This window comes from Aureimonas sp. AU20 (genome assembly GCF_001442755.1).
GTDB lineage: Bacteria > Pseudomonadota > Alphaproteobacteria > Rhizobiales > Rhizobiaceae > Aureimonas.
In genome coordinates this window covers 2650943-2676871 of sequence record NZ_CP006367.1, presented here as the reverse complement: position 1 = coordinate 2676871, position 25929 = coordinate 2650943, and the positions used below count along the sequence as shown (strand labels likewise).

22 protein-coding genes and 1 tRNA gene are annotated in these 25929 nt (G+C 64.9%); 8 read left to right on the top strand and 15 right to left on the bottom strand.

The genetic code is table 11. From position 1 onward, the window contains the following. Positions 1–39 precede the first annotated feature (39 nt). Positions 40–1128, bottom strand: a complete 1089-nt coding sequence (locus M673_RS11885; RefSeq protein WP_061976254.1) for an ABC transporter ATP-binding protein — start codon at positions 1126–1128, stop codon at positions 40–42. Positions 1129–1346: 218 nt separating this feature from the next. Between M673_RS11885 and M673_RS11880 the strand changes: the two genes are divergently transcribed. Beyond that, positions 1347–2321, top strand: coding sequence for a LysR family transcriptional regulator (locus M673_RS11880; RefSeq protein WP_061976253.1), 975 nt, complete (start codon positions 1347–1349; stop codon positions 2319–2321). Between the two features lie 93 nt (positions 2322–2414). Here the strand turns inward: M673_RS11880 and M673_RS11875 are convergent, their stop codons facing one another. After that, positions 2415–2834, bottom strand: a complete 420-nt coding sequence (locus tag M673_RS11875; protein ID WP_061977813.1) for a ribosomal maturation YjgA family protein — start codon at positions 2832–2834, stop codon at positions 2415–2417. A 79-nt stretch (positions 2835–2913) separates the two neighbouring features. Between M673_RS11875 and M673_RS11870 the strand changes: the two genes are divergently transcribed. Next, positions 2914–3786 carry a DUF817 domain-containing protein gene (locus tag M673_RS11870; protein WP_082639390.1) on the top strand — a complete coding sequence of 291 codons (873 nt, stop codon included), beginning with the start codon at positions 2914–2916 and terminating at the stop codon, positions 3784–3786. 48 nt (positions 3787–3834) lie between these two features. On the opposite strand, the gene gstA is transcribed toward M673_RS11870, so the two are convergent. After that, positions 3835–4440, bottom strand: coding sequence for a glutathione transferase GstA (gene gstA / locus M673_RS11865; protein WP_061976252.1), 606 nt, complete (start codon positions 4438–4440; stop codon positions 3835–3837). Between the two features lie 211 nt (positions 4441–4651). Between gstA and M673_RS11860 the strand changes: the two genes are divergently transcribed. Continuing rightward, positions 4652–5035, top strand: coding sequence for a nuclear transport factor 2 family protein (locus M673_RS11860; protein ID WP_061976251.1), 384 nt, complete (start codon positions 4652–4654; stop codon positions 5033–5035). 16 nt (positions 5036–5051) lie between these two features. Here the strand turns inward: M673_RS11860 and M673_RS11855 are convergent, their stop codons facing one another. The 4 genes from M673_RS11855 to M673_RS11840 form a co-directional block, all read right to left on the bottom strand. Continuing rightward, positions 5052–6386: an MFS transporter gene (locus tag M673_RS11855; protein WP_082639389.1), complete on the bottom strand. Its 1335-nt coding sequence runs from the start codon at positions 6384–6386 to the stop codon at positions 5052–5054. A gap of 58 nt (positions 6387–6444) precedes the next feature. Further along, on the bottom strand, positions 6445–6843 hold the full coding sequence (locus M673_RS11850; protein WP_061976250.1) for a MarR family winged helix-turn-helix transcriptional regulator: 399 nt from the start codon (positions 6841–6843) through the stop codon (positions 6445–6447). Between the two features lie 136 nt (positions 6844–6979). Continuing rightward, positions 6980–7864: a formyltetrahydrofolate deformylase gene (gene purU / locus M673_RS11845; RefSeq protein WP_061976249.1), complete on the bottom strand. Its 885-nt coding sequence runs from the start codon at positions 7862–7864 to the stop codon at positions 6980–6982. Between the two features lie 76 nt (positions 7865–7940). Next, positions 7941–9341 carry an L-serine ammonia-lyase gene (locus M673_RS11840; protein ID WP_061976248.1) on the bottom strand — a complete coding sequence of 467 codons (1401 nt, stop codon included), beginning with the start codon at positions 9339–9341 and terminating at the stop codon, positions 7941–7943. Positions 9342–9657: 316 nt separating this feature from the next. Here M673_RS11840 and M673_RS11835 point away from each other — a divergent pair, with 316 nt between their 5' ends. Both M673_RS11835 and M673_RS11830 read left to right on the top strand, forming a co-directional pair. Beyond that, positions 9658–10239: a DUF1349 domain-containing protein gene (locus M673_RS11835; protein WP_061976247.1), complete on the top strand. Its 582-nt coding sequence runs from the start codon at positions 9658–9660 to the stop codon at positions 10237–10239. Between the two features lie 151 nt (positions 10240–10390). Continuing rightward, positions 10391–11473, top strand: coding sequence for a GGDEF domain-containing protein (locus M673_RS11830; protein WP_187301257.1), 1083 nt, complete (start codon positions 10391–10393; stop codon positions 11471–11473). A gap of 264 nt (positions 11474–11737) precedes the next feature. Here the strand turns inward: M673_RS11830 and M673_RS11825 are convergent, their stop codons facing one another. From M673_RS11825 to M673_RS11815, 3 genes are read right to left on the bottom strand one after another with little or no spacing between them, the layout of a single operon-like run. Then, complete coding sequence (locus tag M673_RS11825) at positions 11738–12751, bottom strand: sugar-binding protein (RefSeq protein WP_061976245.1); 1014 nt, start codon at positions 12749–12751, stop codon at positions 11738–11740. 48 nt (positions 12752–12799) lie between these two features. Then, positions 12800–13780, bottom strand: a complete 981-nt coding sequence (locus tag M673_RS11820) for an ABC transporter permease (protein ID WP_061977810.1) — start codon at positions 13778–13780, stop codon at positions 12800–12802. A 42-nt stretch (positions 13781–13822) separates the two neighbouring features. Next, positions 13823–14566 carry an ATP-binding cassette domain-containing protein gene (locus tag M673_RS11815; protein ID WP_061976244.1) on the bottom strand — a complete coding sequence of 248 codons (744 nt, stop codon included), beginning with the start codon at positions 14564–14566 and terminating at the stop codon, positions 13823–13825. Positions 14567–15297: 731 nt separating this feature from the next. On the opposite strand from M673_RS11815, the gene M673_RS11810 reads away from it, so the two are divergent. After that, positions 15298–16263, top strand: coding sequence for a hypothetical protein (locus M673_RS11810; RefSeq protein ID WP_148640041.1), 966 nt, complete (start codon positions 15298–15300; stop codon positions 16261–16263). A 422-nt stretch (positions 16264–16685) separates the two neighbouring features. Here the strand turns inward: M673_RS11810 and M673_RS11805 are convergent, their stop codons facing one another. The 3 genes from M673_RS11805 to M673_RS11795 form a co-directional block, all read right to left on the bottom strand. Continuing rightward, positions 16686–20498 carry a vitamin B12-dependent ribonucleotide reductase gene (locus M673_RS11805; RefSeq protein WP_374755559.1) on the bottom strand — a complete coding sequence of 1271 codons (3813 nt, stop codon included), beginning with the start codon at positions 20496–20498 and terminating at the stop codon, positions 16686–16688. 411 nt (positions 20499–20909) lie between these two features. Next, positions 20910–21407, bottom strand: coding sequence for a xanthine phosphoribosyltransferase (gene gpt, locus M673_RS11800; protein WP_061976241.1), 498 nt, complete (start codon positions 21405–21407; stop codon positions 20910–20912). An 87-nt stretch (positions 21408–21494) separates the two neighbouring features. Then, positions 21495–22250 carry a competence/damage-inducible protein A gene (locus M673_RS11795; protein WP_061976240.1) on the bottom strand — a complete coding sequence of 252 codons (756 nt, stop codon included), beginning with the start codon at positions 22248–22250 and terminating at the stop codon, positions 21495–21497. Positions 22251–22445: 195 nt separating this feature from the next. Between M673_RS11795 and wrbA the strand changes: the two genes are divergently transcribed. Beyond that, a complete protein-coding gene (gene wrbA / locus M673_RS11790; protein WP_061976239.1) occupies positions 22446–23045 on the top strand; it encodes an NAD(P)H:quinone oxidoreductase in 600 nt (199 codons plus the stop codon). A 101-nt stretch (positions 23046–23146) separates the two neighbouring features. Here wrbA and M673_RS11785 read toward each other — a convergent pair whose 3' ends face one another. Further along, positions 23147–23347 (bottom strand): hypothetical protein, encoded by a 201-nt coding sequence (locus tag M673_RS11785; RefSeq protein WP_061976238.1) that lies wholly within the window; start codon positions 23345–23347, stop codon positions 23147–23149. A 265-nt stretch (positions 23348–23612) separates the two neighbouring features. Beyond that, a tRNA-Leu gene (locus M673_RS11780) sits at positions 23613–23697 on the bottom strand. A gap of 290 nt (positions 23698–23987) precedes the next feature. On the opposite strand from M673_RS11780, the gene M673_RS11775 reads away from it, so the two are divergent. After that, a complete protein-coding gene (locus M673_RS11775; RefSeq protein WP_374755558.1) occupies positions 23988–25727 on the top strand; it encodes an adenine deaminase in 1740 nt (579 codons plus the stop codon). Positions 25728–25929 lie beyond the last annotated feature (202 nt).

Below are 25929 nucleotides of genomic sequence, written 5' to 3'. Positions count from 1 at the left end.
TCCTGTGGTGGAAGGAGGATGGGGGACGGTCCGTGCGCGTCAGAGAGCGCGTTCGGGCACGACGATCACGTCCTCGGGGTGAAGCGTCAGCGACACGGGCTGGCCGGGGGCGGGAAGGCGGGCGCGGGCGATGTGATGGCTGGGCTGGCGCAGGGCGAGCACCTGCCCATCGGGCAGCGCGACGGTGACGCGCAGGCTTTCGCCCTGGTAGATGATCTCGCGCACGGTGCCCTCGATGCGGTTGAGCCCGTCCATCGAGCCGCCTCCGTCGATCAGAAGCTTTTCCGAATGCACGGCCAGGAAGAGAGGGCCGGTTCCCGGCGGGATCGGCCGGGCGGAGACGATGCTCGTGCCGCCCACCCGCACGCTCGTTCCGTCCAGCCGCTCGGCCTTGGCCAGCACGGCTTCGCCGATGAAGCGGGCGACGAAGGCGTCGGCCGGGTGATCGTGCAGCCGTTGCGGCGCGTCCACCTGCACGAGGCGCCCCTCCGACAGAATGGCCACCCGGTCGCTCATGGTCAGCGCCTCGCGCTGGTCGTGGGTGACGTAGATCGTGGTGGCGCCGAGCTTCTCGTGCAGATGCCGCAGCTCGATCTGCATGGATTCGCGCAGCTGCTTGTCGAGCGCCGACAGGGGCTCGTCCATCAAGATGAGGCGCGGCTCGAACACCATGGCGCGGGCAAGGGCTACGCGCTGGCGCTGCCCGCCCGACATGGCGGAAATGCGCCGGTCCTCGTATCCGGAGAGTTCCACCATGGCGAGCGCATCACGCACCTTCGCGCCCCAGTCGGCCTTCGGCATGCGCCTGGCGCGCAGGGGAAAGGCGACGTTCTCGCCCACGGTGAGATGGGGAAACAGCGCGTAGTTCTGAAACACGACGCCGATGTCGCGCTTGTGCGGCGGAGTGAAGGTGACATCCTCGCCGCCGATCCGCACCCGGCCGGACGAGGGCGTGACGAAACCGCCGAGAATGCCGAGCAGGGTACTCTTGCCCGATCCGGATGGGCCAAGCAGCGACACGAACTCGCCGGGCGCGACGGAGAGCGTGAGGTCGTCCAGCGCCAGATACTTGCCGTAGCGCCGCGTCGCTCCCTCGATCTCGACCCCGACCCGTTCGCGTATCTGCATGAAGATCCACTTCCCTGTCTAAGCCGGCGATTACCTGAAGTATCGCGGTGCAGCATGGACGCTGCCTAGGCGAGCGCGCCATGATCGAGGGTCGTTTGTGGAACGACCGTGGAAAAGCCTGTCTGCGACCCTCAACAGGGGGCCTTCGAAGAGAAGATGACCAAATCCTAGTCATGAGAGCAATTGCATAATTGTGCTCCATGGCGTTACATCTGGTTATGTCCGCGCTTCGACGTCTCGTCCCTTCCATGAACGCGCTTCTGGCCTTTGAGTCGGCGGCGCGCTGCGGCAGCTTCGCCAGAGCGGCAGCGGAACTCAGCGTCACGCCGCCAGCCGTCAGCCGCATGATCGCGCGGCTGGAGGATCATCTCGGCGTGCGTCTCATTCAGCGCATGCCGACCGGCAACACGCTGACGGAGAGCGGGGCCATCCTGTTCGAGGGGATCGAGAAGAGCTTTCGCGGCGTGGAAGCGGCGCTGCGCGAGATCGAGCGCCGACGCTCCGACGACCGGAGCGTGACACTCTCGGTCTCCACCGCCTTCACCACTCACTGGCTCATGCCGCGCTTCTCGCGCTTCCAGGCCGACCTTCCCGAGATCGACCTCCGCTTCCAGCTTCTGCCGGGGCCGTTGGGCGGGCCGGTGGACGACGTGGACCTCGGCATGCGCTTCGACGCCTTCGGGCGGGATCACGAAGTTCGTCTTCTCGCGCCCGAGGTGCTGCTGCCGATCTGCACGCCCGCCTATCGCGAGCGTCTGCGCAACGGCCGCATTCCGCCCGAGAGCGAAGCCGTCATCAATCTATCGAGCGCACAGCCGGACTGGTCCAATCTCGTGGACTTCAACGGCGCCTTCGAGACCGGGCATTCGCTCGCCTTTTCCGACTATACGATCGTGGTGCAGGCGGCGCTTCTCGGGCAGGGCGTGGCGCTCGGCTGGCTGAGCGTGGTGGCACATTGGCTCTGCGTCGGCTCGCTAGTCCCGGCCTCCACCAAGCTGCGCGTCACCGGCCGACCATGCCAGCTCGTCCGCTCGCGGACGCGGCCCTTGCGCCCGGCGGTCGCGGCGGTGCGGGATTGGATCGCCGAGGAAGTGCGCCGGGAAATATCGGCGATCGACCGCACCTATCCCGAACTCGAACTCGTCGCCACTATGAATGACCTGTCCGGCCGCGCTGGCGCGACCCGAAGCTGAATTCGTGTAAAGCATAGAGGCCTGACTGCTTGCTCTGGCCCTCTGACTGCGGTTCGGATGCGCTCCCGCCCGGTGGTCGATGAGCCCAGAGGGTCAGCGGCGTTCGGGATTGCGCGCAAGCCGCCAATGATCGAGCCCCGCCGCGACGGCGATGCCCAGCGCATAGGCCAGGATGTTCCAAAGGGAAAAGACGCGCCCAAGCAAGAGCGCGCCCGCCGTCGTCAGCCGGAACGCATCGAGCCAGGGCGTGTGATAGAGGCGGAACAGTTCGACGCAGACGGCAAGGCCGAACGCGAGGGTCGCAACGCTCCGGGGCGATCGTTGGCAGGCCAGGGCAGCGACGAGAAAATAGACCATGCTGCCCCAGAGAAGCGAGCCGCCATACTTGACCACGACAAACGGAAGACCGATGCGATAGCCCTCCATTCGTAGGGCGAGCCCGATGGCAATGACGACGACGGATGCCGCAAGACATTGCACACGGCGATGGAGGGGCGACCCTGACGCCAGCATTCCGGTGCTGTTCGCCCATTGCTCTTGCCTGCGCCGCCGGTTCGCGTCCTCGCCCTCGTTCCAATAGTTTTGCGATCCCATGTCCCTCTCCGCCGACCATCCGGCCAATCTGCTGCAACGTCTCGACCGGGCGCTTCTGGCGCCCCGCTCGCTTCCCCGTCTCGATGGGGTGAGGCGCTTCGCGGTTGAGTTCGTCTTTTTCGGGTTGAAGGAAGCGCGAGCCTGCCTTTTCGCGGGGATCTTCTTCGCTGCGATCTTCGTGGTTCCGCATTCCGGGCTGCTGGGCGTGCCGCGATACGATCTGTTGCTGCTGATCGCGCTGGGCGTCCAGGCCTGGATGGTCTGGAGCGGGATCGAGACGTTGGACGAGGCCAAGACGATCCTGCTCTTCCATGTCGCAGGGTTCGCGCTGGAGCTGTTCAAGACATCCGGCGGGACCCCGTCCTGGGCCTATCCCGACTTCGCCTATACCAAGCTCTGGGGCGTGCCGCTGTTTGCCGGCTTCATGTATGCGGCGGTCGGGTCCTACATCATCCAGGCATGGCGACTTCTGGATCTGCGGGTCCGGCACCATCCGCCTTTCAGCCTTGCGACTGCCGCGGCTCTGGCGATCTACGCCAACTTCTTCCTGCATCACTATGTCGGCGATTATCGCTGGTACATCGCGGCCGTGGTTCTCGGTCTCTATGCCCGAACCACCGTGATCTTCCGCCCCTTCGACAAGGACCGAAGGATGCCGCTTCTGGTCGGCTTCGTTCTCGTGGGCTTCTTCATTTGGCTGGCCGAGAACATCAGCACCCTGTTCGGCCTGTGGCGCTATCCCAACCAGATGCACCAGTGGTCGCTGGTGCATCTGGGCAAGTGGAGTTCATGGTCGCTTCTGGTGATCATGTCGTTCACGATCGTCGCCAACCTGAAGCGGATCAAGGCGCGCATTCACGTCCCGGAATGAGGCGGGACCGCTTCGCGCGGACCCGCCCAGGACTTGCTAGAACCGGTGTCAGGCCAGCCCTTCCTCGCCGAGCGCCCGCTGCACGCCGGGACGGGCCGCGACGGCTTCCATGAACCGGGCAATGTTGCCATAGCCGCCCATGTCCAGCCCCAGGCGCTTCGCCCAGGTGAGGACGGTGAAGGCATAGGCGTCGGGCGCGGTGAAGGTCTCGCCCATCAGATAGGTCTTCCCCTCGAGCGACTTGTCGACGAAGGCGAAACGCTTGGCGAGAAGCTCCTTCTGAGCCTCCTTGGTTGCGTCCGGGGTGGTGGGCTTGAAGAGAGGGCTGAACTGCTTGTGAAGCTCGGTCGAGATGAAGGCCAGCAACTGCTGGGCCCGGTAGCGCTCGATCGTGCCGGGCGCCGGCATGAGGCCGGACTGAGGCTTCTGGTCGGCAAGGTACTGAACGACGACCGACGCTTCCGTCAGCACCGGGCCGTCGCCGATGTCGAGCGCGGGAACGTAGCCGTTCGGGTTCACGGCGAAATAGTCGGCGCCGTCGTCCAGCGTCTTGCGGGCGAGATCGACCGAGACGAGTTCGACGGGCAGATCGGCTTCGCAAGCGACGATGTGAGGCGCAAGCGAGCAGGCGCCGGGCTTGTAGTAGAGCTTCATCGGTCGGAACTCCCGTGGTGAGGTGATGTCTCATGCCACGGAACGCAGCCGGGCGCACCCGATCTGGGTGGACACTGCGTTCGATATTGGCGGATTGCCCTTGGGCAAGCCGATCGCTTGAGGGGGCCGATGCAGCCAGCGGGCGGCGCGAATTCGCGCTTGACCCTCGGTCGTCCTATCTTGATGCAGTGTGCGAACGACATGCGAGCCGATGGAGTTTCCGCTGAGTCCGACCGCCGACGTAACTCACCCCGTCCGGATGCAACTCGAGGCCTATAACGCGAAAGACATCGACGGCTTCATGCGATGGTGGGCGGACGACTGCCTTTACTTCGCGTTTCCCGACACGCTGCTCGCGCAAGGGGCCGAGGCCATCCGCGAGCGGCATGTGGAGCGCTTTAGAGAGCCGGACCTCGAAGGGCGGCTTCTCCATCGTCTAAGCGTCGGCAACATGGTGATCGACCACGAGACCGTGCGCCGAACCTTCCCGGAAGGCGTCGGCGAGGTGGATGTCGTCTGCATCTACGAGATCGAGAACGGCCGGATCGCCAAGGCTTGGTTCAAGCTCGGCGAAAAGCGGCTTCTGGAGCGCTGAGACAAGTGCAAGGGATTCAGGCCGTCGCCGGCACCTTCGGCTCGGCTTCGATCGGCCGCGACACGCTGAGAATGAGGAGGGCGGCGAGGAGGCAGAGGGTGCCGGCGATCGTGATGGCCGGCATGTAGGAGGCGAACTCGGTGCGCGAGACGCCCGCGCCCATGGCGGCGGACGCTGCGCCCAGCTGATGGGCGGTGAAGACCCACCCGAACACCATGCCCGCCTTCTCGCGACCGAAGCGCTCCGCCACCAGCCGAACGGTGGGGGGAACTGTGGCAACCCAATCTAACCCGTAGAAAACGGCGAAGAGGCCGAGGCTGTAGAAAGAGAAGTCGGAAAAGGGGAGGTAGAGCAGCGAAAGGCCGCGCAGCCCATAGTACCAGAACAGCAGGCGACGGTTGTCGAAGCGATCCGAAAGCCAGCCCGAGCCGATCGTGCCGACGAGATCGAACAGGCCGATCACCGCCAAGGCGCCCGCCGCGCCGACCGGCGTGATGCCGAAATCGCCGCATAGCGTGATCCAATGGGTCTGGATCAGACCATTGGTGGAAAAGCCGCAGATGAAGAAGGTCAGGAACAGGACCCAGAACGTGTGCGAGCGGGCCGCCTCTGCCAGAACCAGCAGAGGCGTGCGCAGCAACTCCTTCATCCCGTGGACCTGCGGCGGCTCGGGCAGGACGGCGGCCTCGCCATAGGGCGGAAGGCCGACATCGGACGGCCGGTCGCGCATCACGAAGCCGACGAGCGCCAAGGCGAGGAGTAGGACGGTCACCACGAGGACCAGGGCCGGGCGCCAGCCGAACCGCTCGGACAGGCTCGCCAGAATGGGCAGAAAAACGAGCTGACCCGTCGCGTTGCTCGCTGTGAGAAGGCCGATCACGAGGCCACGGCGCTCGGAGAACCAGCGCGCCGCAACGGTGGCGCCTAGAACCAGCGCCGTCATGCCTGTGCCGAAGCCGATCACGATCCCCCAAAGGGCGACGAGGTGCCAGAGTTCGGTCATGAACAGTGAGCCGGCAATGCCCGCGACGATCATGGCGATCGCGGCGAAGACGACGCGGCGAATGCCGAACCGGTTCATGAAGGCCGCCGCGAAGGGCGCCATCAGGCCGAACACCGCAAGGCGGATCGCCATGGCCGCCGAGATGTCGGCGTTCGACCAGCCGAATTCCCGCTGCAGGGGCTCCAGCATGATGCCGGGTGCGCCCATGGCGGCGGCGGTGGCGAGCATCGTGAGGAAGGTGCAGCCCACGACGGCCCAGCCGTAATGGATCTGATGGCGCCCGAGGAGGCGGGTCAGCCAGCCTCCGCCAGCCGGTTGCGTTCCGAGCGCTTCAGACGAACCTGCCATGATCTGCCTTCTGCCCCTCGCGCGCGGGTCGTGACCCGCTTCTAGTCAAAAGAATTGTTTAAAGTGACGCGGCGAGCGCCTTCAACGCCGCCAGTCCGTCCGAGCCGACCTTCGCCTCCACCACGCGCTGCGCCTCCCGCCAGGGTGCTTCGCATGCCTCGATCCGGGCCAGACCCAATGCCGTCAGCCGAACCTCGGCTTCGCGCTGGTCGGCTCCGGCACCGAGCGACACCAGCCCCATCTGAGCGAGAAGCCGGACATTGCGCCCCACGGTCGATCGATCGAGATCGGCGAGGCGCGAGAGTTCGGTCAACGACGGGTCGCCCGCCTGCTGAATCCGGCGCAGCAAGCTGTATTGCGCGGTGGTGACACCATGCGGAGCCAGGGCCTCGTCATAAAGAGCGGTGATCTTCCGGGCCGCCGTCCGCAGGACGATACAGGTGCAGTCGAATGACATGAGTGCGGGTATATGCCCGCAATCGGCCTTCGTCAATTGGGGGATGCGGGCCTACGCATCGCGTTCCAACAGGGCAGGGTCCAAACGATCAACTGACGGCCTGCGTCGGAACGAACTGTTTCCCGTTCGATGAACGCTATCCCATCCGCTCCGAGGCATGCTCGCCCGGCGACGCCGGAAACACCACCGTCCGGTCGCCGTTCGGGAAGACGCGGTGATGGATATGGGCGTGGATCGCCCGGGCCAGAACCTGCGCCTCGATGTCCCGGCCGATCGTGACATAGTCGGACGCCGACTGCGCATGCGTGACCCGCGCCACGTCCTGCTCGATGATCGGCCCCTCGTCGAGATCGGCGGTGACGTAGTGCGCCGTCGCACCGATCAGCTTCACGCCTCGCTCATAAGCCTGCTTGTAGGGATTGGCGCCCTTGAAGCTCGGCAGGAAGGAATGGTGGATGTTGATGATCCGACCGGACATGTCCTGGCACATGGCGTCGGACAGAACCTGCATGTAGCGCGCCAGGACGATCAGCTCGGTTCCCGCGTCCTGCGCGATCGCCAGGATGCGGGCCTCGGCCTCCGCCTTGTTCGCCTTGGTTACTGGCACGTGGTGGAAGGGAATGTCGTGGTTCACCACGAGCTTCTGATAGTCGAGATGGTTGGACACGACGCCGACGATCTCGATCGGCAGCGCGCCGATGCGCCAGCGGTAGAGAATGTCGTTGAGGCAGTGGCCGAAGCGCGAGACCATGAGCAGGACCTTGGCCCGGCGTGCCGTGTCGTGAAAGGCGTAGCTCATGGCGAAGCGCTCCACGAGCTCGGAAAAGCCCGCCTCGATCTCCGACAGGCCGCCCGCGTCCTCCGCATCGAACCCCACCCGCATGAAGAAGCGGTCGGTGTCGCGGTCCACGAACTGGGCGGAGTCTAGAATGTTGCAGCCGCGCCCTGCCAGATGCGTGGAGACGGCGGCGACGATGCCGCGCGTCGACGGGCAGTCGGCGGTGAGGATGTACTGGCTCATTGTGACGGACGGTCCTCGAACGCGGAAGAATGGGGAGTTGGAAGGTGCGGCGCCCCTATTGTGGGCGGGGCAGGCGTCAGCATTCCGGCAGGTTGACCGCGAGCCCGCCGAGGCTGGTTTCCTTGTAGCGATGGTCCATGTCGCGCCCGGTCTGGCGCATGGTCTCGATGCAGGCGTCGAGCGGCACGAAATGCAGCCCTTCGCCCTTCATCGCCAGCGAGGCCGCCGTCACCGCCTTCACCGCGCCGAAGGCGTTGCGCTCGATGCAGGGCACCTGCACTAGACCGCGAACGGGGTCGCAGGTCATGCCGAGATGATGTTCGAGGGCGATCTCGGCGGCGTTCTCGACCTGGGCCGGCGTCGCGCCCATCAGCGCTGCAAGCCCCGCTGCCGCCATGGCCGAGGCCGAGCCGACTTCGCCCTGGCAGCCCACCTCGGCGCCGGATATGGAGGCGTTTCGCTTGATGATCCCGCCGATCGCCGCCGAGGTGAGAAGGAAGGTCCGCATCTCGGCCTTTCCCGCCTCGGCATGGAAATGCTTGAAGTACGCCATGACGGCGGGCACGACCCCGGCGGCGCCGTTGGTCGGCGCCGTCACCACGCGGCCGCCGCAAGCGTTCTCCTCGTTCACCGCCATGGCGTAGACCGAGAGCCAGTCGTTGGCGAGAAGCGGCTGAAAGCGGTTCAGCCGCTCGTCCTCGCGCAGTTTGTCGTGGATCGCCTTGGCGCGGCGGCGGATCTTGAGGCCGCCCGGCATGATCCCCTCCTGCCGGATGCCGCGACGGACGCAGTCACTCATCGCCTCGGCGATCGCGTCGAGCCGCGCGTCGAGCTCCGGGCCGGAGAGAAAGGCGAGCTCGTTCCGGCGCTGCATCTCGGCAATGGAAAGACCCGATCGCTCGGCCATGAGCAGGAGCTCGGCTGCCGAGGTGAAGGGGTAGGGAAGGGTGCCCGTGTCAGTGGCCGGCGAGCCGGTGTCCTGGCGTTGCAACTCGTCCTCGTCCACCACGAAGCCGCCGCCGATCGAGTAATAGACGCGGCGCAGAAGCATGAGTCCGTTCCGGTCCATCGCTTCGAACGCCATACCGTTGGCATGGCCCGGCAAGGCGCGCTGCCGGTCGAAGACGAGATCGCGCGACGGCTCGAACTGATAGGCGGGATGCCCTTCGGGCTGCACCTCCCCCTTCGCGCTCACCTCGGCGACGATCGTCTCGACCCGGTCGGGATCGACATTGGCCGGCACGAAGCCGGCCAGACCCAGGACAACCGCCCTGTCCGTCGCGTGACCGACGCCGGTGAAGGCGAGCGAGCCATGCAGGATGGCGCGCAGCCGGGAGACCACGGCCCCCGCCGGGCGCGGCCAGCTTCCGTCCTTCAGCTCGGCCAGAAAGCGGGCTGCCGCCGTCATCGGCCCCATCGTGTGCGAGCTGGAGGGGCCGATGCCGATCTTGTAGAGGTCGAAGGTGCTGAGGAACATGCTTCTCGCCTTGTCTGCGCAGGCTCGCCGATCCCCTCGACCTGGGGTCGAGACGCGACGCGTCGAGGGCCTTCACGCCTGTCGCCCTTCAGGTCTTCGCAAATCGAACCGGGAGCAAGAAGCGGGTCATGACGATCTCCTGCGAGGAACTGGAAGGCTAGTGCGGAGGGCGGACTTGGAGACAGTATCTTTGCGCAGATTGCCGGGACATTTGCGCCAGATGGCCTGCCAAACGCGCGATGCCCGAACGCTCGGCTTGAACATGGGTGCCGATCTGAAGCACGGTCGGCTGCGGATCGAGGGGAGGACAGCACCGTTGCAGGATCTTGAGAACGGCGTCTGGCACAACAAGCCGACGCGTTTCGACCATTCGGATGGCAGCCTTCACGTCGTGACCGACGAGCAGACGGACTTCTGGCGGGAGACGCATTACGGCTTCACGAGGGACAACGGCCATTTTCTCGGCGTGGAAACGGCCGACGGCTTCACGGCCCAACTGCGCGTGCGCGCCACGTTCGAGCATCTCTACGACCAAGCCGGACTGATGGTTCGGATCGACGAGCGAAACTGGCTCAAGGCCGGACTGGAGTTCTCGGATGGCCAGGCGCTGCTCGGAAGCGTCCTGACGGTCGATCGGTCGGATTGGGCTACAGGTCCCTTTGCGGGAAATCCCATGGACTTCTGGATGCGCGTCTCGCTCGCGGACGGTGTCTTGCGCCTGCAAGCCTCGCAGGATGGCAAGCACTGGCCGCTGGTTCGCCTCTGTCCTTTCCCACGGAGTGCTCGCTATCGCGTCGGTCCGATGTGCTGCACGCCCGAGCGCGCCGGCCTTTCCGTCCGTTTCTCCGACTGGTCGTTGACGCCCCATCTCGGAAAGCCCCTCCACGATCTGGGATGAAATCGAGGCACGCGTTCTTCCGATCGGTAGAAGGGGCGGCATCGTTCGTCCGTGGCCGGACGGCAGAGGCGCACCGTTTGATACTAAAACGTTAAAGTTTCCGATGGAGACTATGCGTGTCCCAAACGGTCTTCGGAACGAACGCTTGCCCTTGCCAGACGCCCCGACCATTCACCTCTGCACGCTCCTTGCGAGTGCGGCATTCGGTGCGATGTTCGTGGCGCTTTGGCTCATCAGGGGGCGAGGGGCATACTACCTCCTTTGCGGCGCCGGTGCGCTGATCTATGCCGCGACGCTCACAGGCCTCTTGATTCCGGATCGGGGTCTTTTGTTGTCGACGCTGCTTTTCATCGGACTGGGAGCCTACAACAGCTTCCTGCTCGCCGCCGTGCGCGCCTTCGAGGGCAAGCGCGTCATGGACGGATGGATCGTCGCGTTGCCGATCCTGTCGGGCGCCGCGTTCGGAATGTTCGCGTTCTCGCCCGAAACGGTTTCGATGGGGCAGACCGCCAATTCGGTGTTCCTCGGCTTTTCGACCCTGGCCGTGGGACTGGTCCTCGTGCGGACCCGTGGCTCGCGTGCGCCGCGCAGCCGGCGTCTTCTCGCTATCTTTCAGCTCGCGTATGTGCCGGCCTACGTCATCTCGGTGATGCTCGCCTTGTCGATCGACGTCGGCATCGATTGGCTCGCGCTCGTGCCGCTGCTCAGCGATCAGTTGCTTCTGGGCGTTCTCAACATCGCGCTCCTCGCCATGCCCGGGGAACAGGCCGAAGCTGCGTTGAGCGAGGCAGCATTGAAAGACCCGCTCACCGGCGCGTGGAACAGGGCGGGCCTCGCCACGATAGAGAAAGCGCTTCGCGAGCCGGCGGGCGTAATCGTCTTCGACGTCGATCATTTCAAGGAGATCAACGATCGCCATGGCCACGCCGCCGGCGATGCGATCCTGATCGCGCTCGTCGCCGGAGCGAAGGCCACCTTGCCGCCTGGTTCGCATCTGGTGCGGCTAGGAGGGGACGAGTTCGCCGCCGTGCTGCCGGGCCTGCCCGACATCGAGACAGGCCGGGAGATGGCCGAACGCCTGCGCAAGCTGGCGATGCCGCAACCCGGATGCACCATCAGTCTCGGCATGGCGCGCAGCGAACGCTCCGAGATTGGCCTGGCCAATGCCCTGTCGCGCGCGGACGATAGGCTTTACCAGGCCAAATCGGCCGGACGGAACCGCGTGGCGGCCTGACGGGCAGTACGATATTCGCCCCGCCCAATCCCTGTGATCGCAAGCATCGGCGAGGGGACTGATGACGAGCCGGCAACCAGCTCGAAGCGATCGGTCAGTTGGGCCGCAGCCCTATTCACGGTGCCGAAGAAGCCGCCTCCAACCTTCCAAGGCGCGGTCGTCATGTCATCAACGGCAGCTCCGCAAACCCGCTTCAGAAGTGGGCTGAGGAAATCGGTACAGGCGCCGCCGGAAAGACTCCCGGGCGGCGCCGTCGCGAGGTTCTCAGTTGGTTGTCTTGCCGCAGGTCGTCTGCGCGTTCTCAGGCGTGCAGACCTCGGTCCCCGTGATGATCATCGGGGGTACGGTCTCCTTTTTGGTCAGCTTGTCCAGCGCCATGACGGTCTCGTAGCCCATGTCATAGGGCCGCTGGCCGACGTTGAAATGGCTGAGGCCCTGGGCGAGAAGGGGAAGCTGAGGCCCGAAATTGTCGCCGAACACGACGACCAGCTGCTTGCTGTCGAGGCGCGCCTTGAGCGGCTCCATCGCCTGTGTGTAGGCTTGAGGGGCATACTGGGCCCAGCCACCGACGGCGATCAGCGCATCGAGGTCCGGATGGCTCGTCATGACGTCGCGCACTTGCTGGGCGGCGAGAGCGATGTCGTCGTTGTTGTAGACGGGGCAACCGGCGGGCTCCGTCCAACCGTTCGTGTTGTTCAAGGCAGCGGCAGGCTTGTCCTTGGTGGTCCCGGCCAGCGTGTCGCGAATGCCTTGGATGCGGTTGTTGAGATTCTCCGAAGCCGGGGCGCCGGACTGAATGCAGACGGTTCCGCCCTTCTTGCCGCTTTCCAGTACCTTCTGCGCCAGGACCTTGCCGAACTCGTAATTGTCGGTCCCGATATAGGTGGCGCGCAGCTTGGCGTCCTCCGGCAGCACGTCGGTGTCGAAGGTGACGACGGGAATGCCCGCGTCGTTCGCCATCTTGAGGATGCGTGCCATGGCCTTCGGATTGCCGGCGGAGATGCCGAGCCCGTCGACGCCACGCGTGATGACATCCTGTGCGAGCTGGACCTGTTTGGCCTCGTCGTATTCGGTCGGGCCGATATAGGTGCAGGTGACGTCCCCGAGCTTGGCCGCCGCCGCTTTGCAGCCGGCGTCGATCGGCGGACTGAAGGCGTTATTGAGCACCTTGAAGACCAGCGCGAATTCGCGATCCGCGGCCTCGGCGGGCGCGGCCAGCACACTGCCGGCAAGACAGGCCGCGGCCAGCGCCGCTTTCATTTTGCGTGTCGTCGTCATGTTCGTTCTCTCCCTTTTTTTCGTTGGTCTTGCCTGCCGCAGCGTTCTTCATCGCCGCGAGGCGCGGATCCGTTCGAGCAGGACGGCGCCGAGGATGAAGCTGCCCACGAAGAAGCCCTGCCAGAACGGATTGACGCCCGCGATCAGCAGCGAATTGCGGATCACCTCGACCAGCACCGCTCCGATCGCGGCTCCGATCGCCGTTCCGAAACCGCCGATCAGGCTCGCCCCGCCGATCACCGTCGCGGCGATGACCTGGAGCTCGTAGCCCGTGCCGATCGCGTTGGTGACCGCGCCGAGCCAGCCGACCAGAAACACCGCCGTCACCGCCGCCATGAGGCCGCTGAACGCGTAGGTCGAGACCTTGATGAGTTCGACCGGGATGCCGCACAGGCGGGCCGCATCCTCATTGCCGCCGACCGCGAAGACGTAACGGCCCCAACGCGTCATCGTCAGAAGGAAATGAAGAACGACGATGCCCACGGCCAGCGCGTAGATGACGTTGGGCAACCCGAGCGTCTTGCCGCCTCCGAGCGCCAGCAGGGCTTCGGACCATGGACCGAAATCGTAGAACACGGTGTTCTTGCTAATGACGAGGGCGAGGCTGCGCCCCATGGAAAGCGTCGCCAGCGTCACCACGAAGGGCGGCAGCTTGAGATAGGCGATGATCGCGCCGTTGAACGCCCCGCAAAGGATGCCAAGCATCAGCACGGCCGGGATCGCCAGCGGCAGGGGCCAGCCGGCAACGAGCAAGATGCCGAGCGAGACCCCGCACAGGCCGAGGATCGATCCCACCGAGATGTCGATGCCGCCGCTTATGATGACGGGCGTCATGCCGAGCGCCATGATGCCGATGAAGCAGGCGTTCTGGAGAACGTTGAGCAGGTTGCCGGATGTCGCGAACTTCGGAGATATGATCGACACGACGATGCCGAGCACGACGATCGCAATCGCGATCCATGCTTCCTGCGTGCCGCCCAGCTGCCCAACCAGGCTCCGCTTCGGCGCGGTGAGAAGGTCGATGTTCATCCCGTGCGGGTCGGACGAGGTGGCCATGCTGTTCTCCGACCGTCAGGCTGTGGCGATGGCGCCGGTGATGAGACCCGTCACCTCTTCCGGGCTCGAGTCGGCGACGCGCTTGTCCGCCACCTTGCGGCCGCGCCGCATGACGACGACGCGGTCGCAGACCTCGAACACGTCGGGCATACGATGGCTGATCAGGATGACCGCCAAGCCCTGGTCCCGCATACGCCGGATGAGGGCGAGGACTTCGGCGACCTGACGCACGCTGATGGCGGCCGTCGGCTCGTCCATGAGGACGATCTTGGATTTGGCCAGCCGCGTGCGCGCGATGGCCACGGCCTGACGCTGACCGCCGGACATCCGGGCGACGAGGTCGGCAGGACGGGTCTCGGACTTGAGCTCCTTGAAGAGTTCGTCCGCCTTGGCATTCATCCGCCGCTTGTCGACGATCTTGAACGGCCCCCAGCGCCGCATCAGCTCGCGGCCGAGAAAGACGTTGGCCGCCGCCGACAGATTGTTGCAAAGAGCCAAGTCCTGATACACGACCTCGATCCCGTGCCGCCGCGCATCGGAGGGCCCCGTGAGCTGAAGCGGCTTGCCCTCCAGGAGATAGGTACCAGCCGTCGGCAAGAAGTTTCCCGCGATGGTTTTGACCAGTGTGGACTTGCCGGCGCCGTTGTCGCCCATGAGGCCGAGGACTTCGCCTGCATGGATGTCGAGCGAGACGTCGTTCAAGGCTCGGATGGCGCCGAAGTCCTTCACGATTCCCTCCAGACGAGCCAGTGTAGCCATGTCTGCCCCCGCCTGAGATTTATCGATGGACACTACGAACATGTAAGATTGGTGTCGTCAATCTAACGGCAGGCCGGTATTATTTGTGCGCTGCAACTAGGTCGACTGAATCAACTTGTTTCGTTTGGCAGCTATTGTTTCTCGAATCGACCATATGAGCGCGCCGAGATTGAACTCAGTCGAGAGCAGCAAGGCGAAGGTGCTGGCTGCGATTCCCCGGCGCTGGCTGCAAACCCGTCGGAACTCCCGCGCTCCCTTGCCCTTGCGCGCTCGACTGGCCTGGAATTTCGCTCATCTTGTTAAAGCGGCGAGCCTTTTCGAAGCGGCTCGCTGGTCACCGTCTGGCCCCGGCGATGGTGTCGCTATACATGCGGGGCATGGACAGGGCCGTGACTGCGAAACACATGGCGCCTCTACGACCAGACGGATCGTTTCGCCCAACCGAGGGGAGGGTGAGGCGGAGACACGCGGAAGAACCGCTGATGCGACAAGGCGATTGGGCGTGGCTCTTGGGCCTGGCCTCGCTAATGGGCTCGTGCCTTGCCCGCTGCAGCGGCGCTCCAGAGCAGCTTCAACAGCGTGATCGGGAACGGCCGTTAGGCGATCGAGAACGCGGATAAAGGCCGTTTCAACCCGGACAGCAGTACGCCATACGCAATCGTCAAGCAAAGCCACGGCACCCTTCAATCGAACTTCTCCAATATGATCAACCAGCTCAACCAACCCTATTCATGCTGAGAGACCTTGAAATCGAAACCAAGCCGTCGTGTGCCGGTCAGCAGGGCCGGGGCCCATCTGGTCGGCGACGAGTGGGATTGCGTCGTGTGATCGCTCGATGTTCGATGATACGACCTGTCGCACTCGGGAGCCTTTCTCGGGCGTATGTCTTGGCGACCGTGCTGGCGCTTGGTCCGGTTGCGATTGCCTCGGCTGATGCGGAAGGAGACCGGAGTTATCTCGCGCTGGAGCGGGCCGAGCGCGTCTTCGAGGGTATGCGCCGCTTCGCGGACATGCAGTGGCCGGTTCTGGAGGTGAGAGATCAACCTGACAGCGCGGTCCTGGCACGGCGCGGACGGGAGGTCGCCGAAACGGTCTTCGAGCTCGCCGGCGCGCGAGCGGACATGCTCGCCGCCCTGGCCGCAACGCCGGGGAACGTTCCACCCGAACTCGGCGCCATCGCCCGTCGCATGCAGGAAGCGGAAGCTGACTTGTCCGCGGGTTCATCGGCGGCGACGTTAAGTGAGAGCGCCGAATCGACGGCCGATCGGGACCATGCCCTGATCCGCGAGGTCAGCGACGCCATGGCGCTGCCCGATCTCGCGGCCGAGGCCGGCGTGACTGGGCGGCGCATCAAATGGCTCTACGAATCCTTGCTGACCGAAGACCTCCAGGCATTGCGCGCCATGAGCCCTGAGGCTCTGGAGGCGGGCGTGAAAGGCATTATGGCGCAAACACGAGAGGCGGACGGAGAAACAACCATCCCGCCCCTGCGCCGGAATCTCCTGAGGAACGAGACGCTTCGATCCCTCCGGGCGGTTCTCAGCAGACTTCCGCCGGGCGATTTAGCCACGCTCGCCGCCTTCTACGTGAGCGAAGAGGGTCGCGCCAAACGCAACGCGCTCCTTCACGCCTTCCGGCACCGCGTCGATGCCGATGGCGAACGCTTCCTCTTGCGGATGCTGAACGAGAAGCGGTGAGCGTGCGTTCGTCGCCTGACGATGAGCGTTCAGCCTTTCGACCGAGCTCAGCCAAGGTGGATGGTCCATCAGCGCAGCGACACCGCGTCGCTCCGCCTTGGCCCGGGCCGGCTGCATGACTCAGAAGGTCATGCGTACCGGATCTTCGGAACGCATTCCACCGAGCGTCACGCCGTCCCGTGTCGCGATCCGCAGGCTTCTCATCTGTGCCCGTACCCCGCATAAGACGAAATACAAGAAGCCGGCCTCCATGCGAAGGCCGGCTTCTTGTTGTCTCAACCCCCGTTTGGCAGGGGCTGTCCGAACTTAGGGACGAGGCACTGGAATGGCTTCAATGAGGGCACACTTTGCCGACAAATGCCCATCCTATGCCTCCTCTTTCACCATCGCGCCGCTGAGAACTCCGACAACAAGTGGAATAGTTAACTGCAGCCGGAAGTACTTCCACAGGTGTCGCATTTCAAGCAGGTGCCGTTGCGGACCATCGTGAAATTGGAGCATTCCGAGCAGCTGTCGCCGGTGTAGCCTTTCATAAGAGCCTGCGCGCGGCGTTCGGCGCTGGTGGACTTGGGCGCGGTTTCGACGCGGGACACGTCCCGATCCGACGCGGCGAATGACAGCGGCGAGTCGAAGAGGCCCTGGGCCGGCGAGCTGTCGGCGATGGGGGCGGGCTCGGCGAGGGGAACTGCCTCGTAGTCCCGCTTGAAGGCCGCGACCTGCGCGCCGCCCCGGGCGAGCGGGGCCGCCGCACGCGGCAGCACGGCCGTCACGACGGAGGGCGAAGCCTGCTTGGCGACCGGTGCCACGTTGCCGCCGACCGAGCCCTGTGGCTCGCTGGAGGAGACGAGGCGGAACTTCGAGGTCTGTCCGCGAACCATACCGGCCGAGATCGGCAGCGGGGCGGGCTTGTCACCCTCGACGCCGCGACCGATGGTCGAAGCGCTGAACTCCTCAGGCTGGACATGGGCGAGGTCATGGCGGCCGAGATAGGAGACCGCCAGTTCCCGGAACACATAGTCGAGGATCGAGGTCGCGTTCTTGATCGCCTCGTTGCCCTGGACCATGCCGGCCGGCTCGAAGCGCGTGAAGGTGAATGCCTCCACATACTCGTCCAGCGGCACGCCGAACTGCAGGCCGAGCGAGATGGCGATGGCGAAATTGTTCATCATCGCGCGGAAGGCGGCGCCTTCCTTGTGCATGTCGATGAAGATCTCACCGAGACGCCCATCATCGAACTCGCCGGTGCGCAAATAGACCTTGTGTCCGCCGACGATGGCCTTCTGAGTGTAGCCCTTGCGCCGATTCGGCAGCTTCTCGCGGTCGCGGATCACCTTCTCGACGATGCGCTCGACGATGCGCTCGGCAACCTCCGTCGCCTGCGCGGCGGCGGGCAAGGCGGCGATGGCGGCCGCGGTCTCCTCGACCAGATCGTCCTCGGCCTCCTCGTCGGCAATCAGCGAGGCGTTGAGCGGCTGGGAAAGCTTGGAGCCGTCGCGGTAGAGGGCGTTGGCCTTCAGCGCGAGCTTCCAGGACAGCATATAGGCGCTGTTGCAGTCCTCCACCGTCGCATCGTTCGGCATGTTGATCGTCTTGGAGATCGCGCCGGAGATGAAGGGCTGCGAGGCCGCCATCATGCGGATATGCGATTCCACCGAGAGTGAGCGTTTGCCGATGCGCCCGCAAGGGCTGGCGCAGTCGAAGACGGGCAGGTGCTCGGCCTTCAGGAAGGGTGCGCCTTCCAGGGTCATGGCGCCGCAGACATGAATGTTCGCGGCCTCGATGTCCTTCCGGCTGAAACCCAGCGCGGGGAGGATCTCGAAGGAGAAGTCGTTCAGCTGCTCGTCGGTAAAGCCAAGCACGTCCTTGCAAAAGCTCTCGCCGAGCGTCCACTTGTTGACGGCGAACTTGATGTCGAACGCACTCTTCAGAGCCGTGTTCAGCGCCTCGATCTGCTCGTCGCCGAAGCCCTTGGCCCGCAGCGAGCCAGGGTTGATGGCGGGGGCCTGGTTGAGATTGCCGTGGCCGACCGCATAGGCCTCGATCTCGGCGATCTGCGCCTCGGAATAGCCGAGCGTGCGCAGCGCCTCGGGCACGGCGCGGTTGATGATCTTGAAGTAACCGCCACCGGCGAGCTTCTTGAACTTCACCAGTGCGAAGTCCGGCTCGATGCCCGTCGTGTCGCAGTCCATCACGAGGCCGATCGTGCCGGTCGGCGCGATGACGGAAACCTGCGCGTTGCGATAACCGTGCTTCTCGCCCAGTTCCTGCGCCTGCGCCCAGGCCTGCTTGGCGCGGGCCGAAAGACGCTTGTCCTTCAGCGAGGAATGGTCGAGCGGAACCGGCTCGACGGCAAGGCCCTCGTACCCATTGGCAAGGCCATGGGCGGCGCGCGAATGGTTGCGGATGACCCGAAGCATGCCGGCCGCATTGCGCTCGTAGTCCGGGAAGGGGCCGAGCTCGCGTGCCATCTCGGCCGAGGTCGCATAGGCGACGCCCGTCATGATAGCCGACAGCGCGCCGCAGATCGCCCGCCCTTCGGCCGAGGAATAGGGAATGCCGGCGGTCATCAGGAGGCCGCCAATATTGGCGAAGCCCAGACCCAGCGTGCGGTAGTCGTAAGAGCGCTGGGCAATTTCCTTGGACGGGAACTGCGCCATCAGGACGGAGATTTCGAGCACCACCGTCCAGAGGCGCGTGGCATGCTCATAGGCGTCCACGTCGAACCGGGCGCCCGGCTCGCGGAACTGCAGGAGGTTCATGGACGCCAGATTGCAGGCCGTATCGTCCAGGAACATGTATTCCGAGCACGGATTGGAGGCCCGGATCGCGCCGGCCGCCGCGCAGGTGTGCCAGTCATTGATCGTGGTGTGGAACTGGATGCCGGGATCGGCCGAAGCCCAGGCTGCATAGCCGATCCGGTCCCACAGCTCGCGGGCCTTCAGCGTCTTCGTCACCTTGCCGGTGGTGCGGCCGATCAGGTCGTGCGTGCCGTCCTGCTCCACCGCCTGCAGGAACTCGTCCGTCACGCGGACGGAATTGTTGGAGTTCTGGCCGGCGACAGTGAGATAGGCTTCCGAGTCCCAGTCCGTGTTGTAAACGGGGAAGTCGATATCCGTGTAGCCCTGGCGCGCGAACTGGATCACGCGCTTGATGTAGTTCTCGGGAACCTGGGACTTCTTGGCGTCCTTCACCGCGCGCTTCAGCGCCGGGTTGACGTTCGGATCGAAGCACTCCTCGCCCGTGCCGCCTTCGCAGTTCACGCAGGCCGAGAGAATGAGCTTCAGGTGCTTGGAGACGACCTTGGAGCCGGTGACGAGGGCCGCGACCTTCTCCTCTTCGCGCACCTTCCAGTCGATATAGGCCTCGATATCGGGGTGATCGATATCGACCACGACCATCTTGGCCGCGCGGCGTGTCGTGCCGCCGGACTTGATGGCGCCGGCCGCGCGATCGCCGATCTTGAGGAAGCTCATGAGGCCCGACGACTTGCCGCCGCCGGCCAGCTTCTCGCCTTCGCCGCGAAGCTGCGAGAAGTTCGAGCCGGTGCCCGAGCCATACTTGAACAGCCGCGCCTCACGCACCCACAAGTCCATGATGCCGCCCTCGTTGACGAGGTCGTCGGCGACGGACTGGATGAAGCAGGCGTGCGGTTGCGGATGCTCGTAGGACGAGGCGGAGCGGGTCAGCTCGCCGGTGCGATGGTCGACATAGAAATGGCCCTGGCTCGGCCCGTCGATCCCGTAGGCCCAATGCAGGCCGGTGTTGAACCATTGCGGCGAGTTCGGCGCCACTTTCTGAGTCGCCAGCATGAAGGCCAGTTCGTCGCGGAATGCGCCCGCGTCTTCCTCGGTCTGGAAATAGCCGCCCTTCCAGCCCCAATAGGTCCAGGTGCCGGCCAGACGGTCGAAGACCTGACGCGCGTCCATCTCGGAGCCGGTGCGCTCGTCCTCGGGCAGGGCGGCCAGCGCCTCCTCGTCGGCGACCGAGCGCCAGAGCCAGGAGGGAACGTCGTTCTCCTCCACGCGCTTCAGCGCCTTGGGCACGCCCGCCTTGCGGAAATACTTCTGCGCCAGGATGTCCGAGGCGACCTGGCTGAACTGGGCGGGGACGTCGATATCGGCGAGGCGGAAGACGACCGAGCCATCCGGATTGCGAATCTCGCTCGTGGCTTTGCGGAACTCGACATTGGCATAGGCGCCCTGGCCGGGCTTGGTGTAGCGCCGTTCGATCTTCAGGCCCATGGTCGTACTCCGATCCGGAATGCCCCGCTTTGGCCAAGCGAGGTCGCGCGCCGACTCCGAGGTCGGCGCCGAACCCAAGGGCCTGGGCGGCGGTGATTCTTAAAGTTGCGTTGGCTTCACTATATATGGTGGCTGACGCATCCGCGACCAACTACCTGTAGCGAGGCTTGAATATCCACAATCAATTGAAAGGGTGTGGAAACCGTAAAATTCGAACCAATCCGACGCCTCGAAACACGCGACTCAAAGCCTCACCGATCGATCGGTTCCCTGGCTTTCGGCTTATCCACAGGATGCTGTCGAGCCGATCCGAAGAGGCACACGGGTCAAAAATAAACGCCAGCCCGGGCGAGGGCCAGCGTTTGATAAAAGTCGAACGGGATTGCTGTGGAGACTGGGGAAAACTCAGCCAGCTGAGCCCTTGGCGATCGGCGCCTGAAACGTCAGGCCGAGATCCCAGGGGAAAAAGATCCAGGTGTCCTGGCTGACCTCGGTGATGAACGTGTCCACCAGCGGGCGGCCCTTCGGCTTGGCGTAGACGGTGGCGAAATGCGCCTTGGGCAGCATGGCGCGCACCAGAGCGGCGGTCTTGCCCGTGTCGGTCAGGTCGTCCACGATCAGGATGCCTTCGCCGTCTTCCTCGCGCAGGGTGGGCGAGATGTCCTTGAGAACCTGCAACTCACCCTGCGAGTCATAGTCATGATACGACGCGATACAGACGGTCTCGATCAGGCGCGTGCCGAGTTCGCGCGCAATGATCGCCGCCGGAACGAGGCCGCCGCGCGTGATGCAGACGATGGCCTTCCATTCCGGCCGCACGCCCGCCAGACGCCAGGCAAGAGCCCTCGCGTCGCGGTGGAACTGGTCCCAGGACACGGGGAAGGACTTATCGGGCGTCGACATGCTGGCTCTCCGAAGGGCTTACGCGCGTAAGCGGGCTCGGATAGCGGTTCCACCGCGCTCCGGCAAGTTCGAGGCGTGGGAACGTCGTCACGCCGCTTTCGCCTTCAGCCCATCGATCATCGCCTCAACGGCTTCGCGCGCAGCGGAAAGCGCGTCAGCATCGCGCGAGCGGATCACCAGTTCGGTAGAATAGCGCTGGCCATCGAAGCGGGGATAGGAGCCGATCGCCGTGCCGGGGTGCTGCCTCTGGATCTCGGCCAGCGGTCCGCCGATATCGCCTTCGCCGAACGGGCAGGCGACGGAGGCGCTCTGCATGACCGGGCCGCCGGGCAGGGTGGGGAGAACATTGTCCAGCATGGCGGTGAAAATTCCCGGCACGCCCGCCATGACGAAGACGTTCTCGACCTGGAAGCCGGGCGCCACCGAAACGGGATTGTCGATCAGCGTGGCGCCCTCCGGCGTGCGCGCCATGCGCATGCGCGCTTCGGTGAAGGGCAGGTCGCGCGAGGCGTAGTGGCGCGCGAGCCGGTCCATGGCCTCTAGGTGCTGAATCAGAGGCAGGCCGAAGGCAAGGGCGACGGCCTCGGCCGTGATGTCGTCATGCGTCGGGCCGATGCCCCCCGAGGTGAAGACGTGGTCGTATCGGCCACGCAAGGCGTTCAAGGCGTCCACGATAGCGCCTTGGTCGTCGGCGACGATCCGCACCTCCTTGAGGTCGATCCCGGTGAGCGTCAGAACGCTCGCCAGATGGGCGATGTTGCGATCCTTCGTGCGGCCGGACAAAAGTTCGTCGCCGATCGCCAGCATCGCGGCCGTCGGCGCCGTCTCGCCCTGATGTGTCATCGTCCCGTTCCCTTCGATTCGCGCCAGGCGGAGTGTGGCGAGTGCCGGCGTGAAGATAAAGCGACAGGACCTGTTTGCGTTCAGCGACGCAGCGTCAAACATTCCGACGCTCGCTTTCCTCGGGCGCTGCCGCTCTATGTCAGCCCCAGACGCCGGTCCGCTGGGGATCGGTTCGATAATGAAAAGGGAGAGACGATGGCGAAGGTCCTGGTTCTCTATTATTCCAGCTACGGCCACATCGAAACCATGGCCAAGGCCATGGCAGAAGGCGCGCGCTCCGCCGGCGCCGAGGTTGATATCAAGCGCGTGCCCGAGACGGCGCCGCCCGAAGTCGTCCAGGCCGCGCATTTCAAGACCGACCACGACTTTCCCGAAGCCCAGCCGGACGATCTCGCAGGGTACGACGCGATCATCGTCGGCGTGCCCACGCGCTACGGCAACATGGCCTCGCAGATGGCCTCCTTCTGGGATCGCACCGGCGGCCTTTGGGCGCAGGGCAAGTTGATCGGCAAGGTCGGCGGCGTCTTCACCTCCTCGGCGACGCAGCACGGCGGCAACGAGGCGACGATCCTCTCCGTCCACAAGACGCTTCTGCATCATGGTCTGGTAATCGTCGGTCTGCCCTATTCTTTCCAGGGCCAGATGACTCTCGGCGAGATCGCAGGCGGATCGCCCTACGGCGCGACGACGATCGCGGGCGGCGACGGTTCGCGCCAGCCGAGCCAGATCGAGCTCGACGGCGCCAAGTTCCAGGGCAAGCACATCGCCGAGATCGCAGCCAAGCTTTCGGCCTGACGAGCGAAAGCGGCGGGGACCACTCCGCCGCATTTCATCTGAAGGAGTCGAGAAGGCTCACCGCCGCCTGCCAAGTGTCATGGCGTTCGCGAAGGCGTGCCTCAGCGGCAGAGTTCGGGAATGAGGGTCGAGCCGTTGTCGCACTGCGCGTCGCATTCGAGCGCCAGCCTCAAGGTGTCGAGCGCGCGATTGTCGCTGCGGACGTGGCTCAGCATCTCGTCCGCATTGGTCGCGCCCAAGTCCGACCAGATCAGATCAGCATCGCTCGCCAGCACGCTCGGGATTTTGGTCGCCTGTGTCATAGGTGTTCCTCCTGGAACCAACCTCGAACGCGGTTAACCTCTGAACACTATCAAATCACAGGCCGAAAACCTTAACAATGGTCGCAACAGCCCTCCTTTATAACTCGTAATTGTCTGAGCAGACCTAAATCGCCTGACTAAGTAGCTGAAATAAATAATGGATCGCTTGCCGACACCCGTTCGAGATCACCCGCTCGACACCCGAGCAACATTAACATTCGGTTAAGTGAGACAAAACGCGCATTCGGGGCGCGCAATAGCGGGGTGGTACGGGCTGCGGGACTCGAACCCGCACAGATTAAGTCCGAGGGATTTTAAGTCCCTTGCGTCTACCATTTCGCCAAGCCCGCATGCCCTGCCTAACAGGGCGCCGACACCGCGATCCGCAACCGCCTTGGTTTGGTGGGCGGAACCGATCCCTGCTCCGCTCGTGATACCTCGCTCCTCCGCCATCCTCAATCCTCCTTTTCGCGCGGCGAGCGGGCGGCGATTGTCGGAGAGCGGGTGCCGGAGCGGCGGCGAGGGCACTGGCGATGGATTTTCCGCGCCCCGCTGGCTACGAAGGTCCCGAGCCGTCAATGCGAGGGGAATGCCCGTGAACGCTTTCGAGGATATCGCGCCGGTGCTGGTGGACGTCGCCATGGGTCGCCGGCCGGCCGATCTGGTGGTGCGTGGCGGGCGTTGGGTCAATGTCCATTCCGGCGAGATCATTCCGGACACCGATTTCGCGGTGGTGGAAGGGCGCTTCGCCTATTGCGGGCCGGACGCCTCGCACTGCGTCGGACCCGAAACCGAGATCGTCGAAGCGGCGGGGCGCTATGTCGTGCCCGGCCTTTGCGACGCGCACATGCATGTCGAGAGCGGCATGGTGACGGTCACCGAATTCTGCCGCGCGGTGATCCCGCACGGCACGACCTCCATGTTCATCGATCCGCACGAGATCGCCAACGTGCTTGGCCTTCCCGGCGTGCGCCTCATGCATGACGAGGCGCTGGAGCAGCCGGTCAACGTCTGGGTTCAGATGCCCTCCTGTGTGCCCTCCGCGCCGGGGCTGGAGGAGGCGGGCGCGGTGCTGACGCCAGCGGACGTCGCCGAGGCCATGCGCTGGCCCGGCATTATCGGCCTTGGCGAGGTGATGAACTTTCCCGGCGTCGTCGCCAACGATCCGACCATGGTCGGCGCTATTGCCGCCACGCGCCGGGCCGGGCGCACGGTGGGCGGTCATTATGCCTCACCCGATCTCGGCCGGGCCTTCCACGCCTATGTCGCGGGCGGGCCGGAGGACGATCACGAAGGCACGCGCATGGAGGATGCGATCGCCCGCGTTCGCCAGGGCATGAAGGCGATGCTGCGACTCGGCTCGGCCTGGTACGACGTGGCCGAGCAGATCCGCGCCGTGACAGAGCAGGGGCTCGACAGCCGCCACTTCATCCTCTGCACCGACGATTGCCATTCCGGCACCTTGGTTCACGATGGTCACATGAACCGCGTCGTTCGTCATGCCATCGCGCAGGGACTAAAGCCGGTCACCGCGATCCAGATGGCGACGATCAACACGGCCGAGCATTTCGGCCTTGCCCGAGAGATCGGGTCGGTTTCTCCCGGGCGACGCGCCGACTTCCTTCTCGTGTCCAATCTTGCCGAACTCACGATCGACGCCGTGTTCGCGCGGGGCCGCAAGCTGGCCGAGGCGGGACGGCTGGTCGCCGACATTCCCGCCTATCCCTATCCCGAAAGCGCCATGGGCACGGTGAAGCTCGGCCGCGTGCTCGGCGCGGAGGACTTTCTGCTTCAGGCCCCGGCCGGGCGCAACGAGGTGACGGCACGGGTCATCGGCGTGGTCGAGAATCAGGCCCCGACCCGCGCGTTGACAGCGACGCTCCCGGTGATCGACGGCGCCGTGCCCGGCGACGAGACGCAGGATGTCTGCCGCATCGCCCTGGTCGAGCGGCACCGCGCGACGGGCGCGGTGGTCAACGCCTTCGTCTCCGGCTTCGGCTATCGCGGTCGCTGCGCTCTCGCCTCCACCGTCGCCCATGACAGCCACCACATGATCGTGGTGGGAACCGATGGCGCCGCCATGGCGCAGGCCGCCAACCGGCTCGGCGAGGTCGGAGGCGGCGTCGTCTTCTTCGCAGAAGGCGAGGAGAAAGCGTTGGTTGAGATGCCGGTCGCTGGTCTCATGTCGGTGGAGCGGGCGGAGATCGTCGCCGCGAAGGCCGATCGCCTAATCGCGGCCATGCGCGAGGCGGGGTGCCAACTCAACAACGCCTATATGCAGCACTCGCTCCTGGCGCTGGTCGTGATCCCCTCCTTGCGCATCTCCGACAAGGGTCTGGTGGATGTCGATCGGTTCGAGATCGTGGACGTTTTCCAGTGAGCCGATCCGAATCCGTGCGGCTTTACAAATGCCGCGTGTTGGAGGAAGAGCAGAATCGGTCGAAACAAGGTGACGAAGGGGGACGTGCGATGGCGCAGAGAACATCGATCGGCGGGATCGCGTCCCTGATTATCGGCGCCGGCGCCCTCTAGGCACCGCCGCTGCTTGCAGCGTCCGGCGCCGAGCGCGTCCGGCCTGCGTC